Annotated in this window: 2 protein-coding genes; both read right to left on the reverse strand. The window is 37.1% G+C overall.

Going from position 1 to position 2,357, the window contains the following annotated elements; translation table 11 throughout:
- Nucleotides 1–126: 126 nt before the first annotated feature.
- Nucleotides 127–921, reverse strand: a complete 795-nt coding sequence (locus tag NWQ57_RS15400) for a hypothetical protein (protein WP_306023048.1) — start codon at nt 919–921, stop codon at nt 127–129.
- A gap of 240 nt (nt 922–1,161) precedes the next feature.
- Complete coding sequence (locus tag NWQ57_RS15405; RefSeq protein WP_306023049.1) at nt 1,162–1,791, reverse strand: hypothetical protein; 630 nt, start codon at nt 1,789–1,791, stop codon at nt 1,162–1,164.
- Nucleotides 1,792–2,357 lie beyond the last annotated feature (566 nt).

Below are 2,357 nucleotides of genomic sequence, written 5' to 3' on the forward strand. Positions count from 1 at the left end.
CCCCTCGTCTTAAAACCTTGGTCGTGCAAACTTGATCGGCTTGCAACGTAATGGGATTTAAAAGCACATCAGGCTAAGGAGTATTTCGGTTCTAAGATTATTGCTGCTTTGAGCGAATAGCGGTCATTACCTCAAAAGGAAAACTGGTATCTCATTTTTATCGATGGTGACAGATTCTTTCTTTTTCAAAGATGCAAATATTTTGAAACCCACCTTCCCATTTTGATGTGTGTCATGAATATTGCTGTGTACAGTGAGGTTTAAGTCATGAGAAAAACTGCCCGATATCATGGCCAATGATGCCGAAAATAAGTCTTGAGAAATATATTCACCTAAAAAAACGACATTAATAGCAGCAACTTCCAGTTCTAATTTTTTATATTGAGCTTGAAGATCAGTAAGCTGCAAATACAACATGTATGGCAATTCGTTTTTAACAGCTTCGTCTATATATACTCCGGCAGAAAGAAAAGTTGTTCCTGCATGTAGCCATTCATGAATGTCATTAAAGTCGAGGCTTGTATACGAAAAACCGCATAGGATATGAGCGTAACATTCAAGAATATTGCTTAATGAGTCCTGACAAACAACCTTAACATTCGAATTTGAGAGACCTTTATCGATTTCCGCTATAATCTCAAGTTGTTCAGACTTTAGCGGGGTCTCAGCCAGAATAATAACTTCAAAACCATCCGGTTTTTTAAATTGACCTGAAACGGATTTAGTTAAACTTAACGATGACACATCTGAGTCAACGACCAAAAGACTGAAAATATCATCCAGATTTAAGGGGCTTAGCTGATCTGACAGTCGGTTATGCTCAACCCAGCCAAACCCCCAATTTCTAACAAAAACCTCCGCATTTGAGGCTGATGAGTCGCCAATAGTAAAGATATTCTTTAAAAATTTACCATCATTCATATTGAGCCTTAATTTATTTAATCTTATGGAGCAAGAGTTGACCTTCTGCTCCATTTAGATTTAACAACGTTGAATTACATGCTTTACCTTTTACTTTAGCTGCGGCTACCACACCACTTGTGTAAGAAAAATACAATATCACCTTCATCAACATGGCTGACAGAAAGTTTGGCCTCACAATAAGATTCTAGGCACTTATTTCCCAGAATATGCCAAGTGCCCTCTTCATTAATGTGAAAACTAAATATTTACACCTACTTTAGAGAATACATCTGCCCAATAAGATGATTTATAAGAGGTGGATGGGTGAGTAACGCCAAGAAGTTTTAGTTCTCTATTTTTGTAAGGATATTTATAGTAAAAATTACTAAAATCTTCACTAGCGACATAATGTCCATATCCAAAGTTTTCAGGTAATGCATCCCAGACTTTATTACCCCAACTGATTATTATGTCAGGATTTAGCTCCTCGATAACTTCTAGTAGTGCATTCCTATCTTTTTCTTTTGAATAATTAAAATGCTGAGTAAGACGACTAGTTATCCCTGCTGGAATTTGTAAATAGTTATAGAATGCTACGGAATTCCATAATTCGATGGGGCTACGTTCACTGTGAACACTTTTTAGTACTAGGCTATTCATGAACTTTGTAAAGGTTGACTTCCAATTCCCACCTAACTCTGGGTTTAAATAATCATTCATAACACCTGTAGTGAAATCACATGATTGTTCAAGATCTTCAACCCAATTCATAATTTCAGATTCATCTGTGTAGTGGGAATCACCTAAAACTAAAATTTTTTGATTAAAAACAGAACTATCTAACCCATACTCACTTCCGACCCAAGGTCTAAAAAATACATTTTTCATAAACATCCTTATATTAACCAGTAAGATCAAATTTTCACACAAAGCCCGCAGCACGGGCGGCTTTGTAGTTAAGGCAAAAGCCCAATGTATAAGGCGTTGCTATGCCTGCGTCAGACAAAATATTGCCCTAGTCCCTATATCATGTTGTCATGCGCAGCGTAAATGGGGACGTTGCAGCTGATTGCTAGTGCTGCCCACAAATAAGGCACATTATATAAGTTTCACTTATGACGTTACCCGGACATTCGCCTTCATTACAACAGCTCTTGCTTAAGAATTTTTATCGCGCTTGTATTGCTATATGTCCGTGCTCGATAATTTCCTTAGTAATTATCTAAAGTTCGCCATCCTCAAGAATAAAAACGAGGATCATTCAGATTCATTACTATCAACAGGCTATAACGCTTTGATGCTTTTTACACCAGATTGTCGCTATGATTCAGTACAACATTTAGGTTACATGTATACATTTTTTTGTGATGAATCACTATCCGTAGATGCTTTATATTAAGTCCGCTTTTGGCACCTACCGGAAAGAGCGAAAATCGGATATTTTCCACGCGCGA

The sequence above is a fragment of the Paraglaciecola sp. genome (assembly GCF_030730205.1).
Taxonomy (GTDB): Bacteria; Pseudomonadota; Gammaproteobacteria; order Enterobacterales; family Alteromonadaceae; genus Paraglaciecola.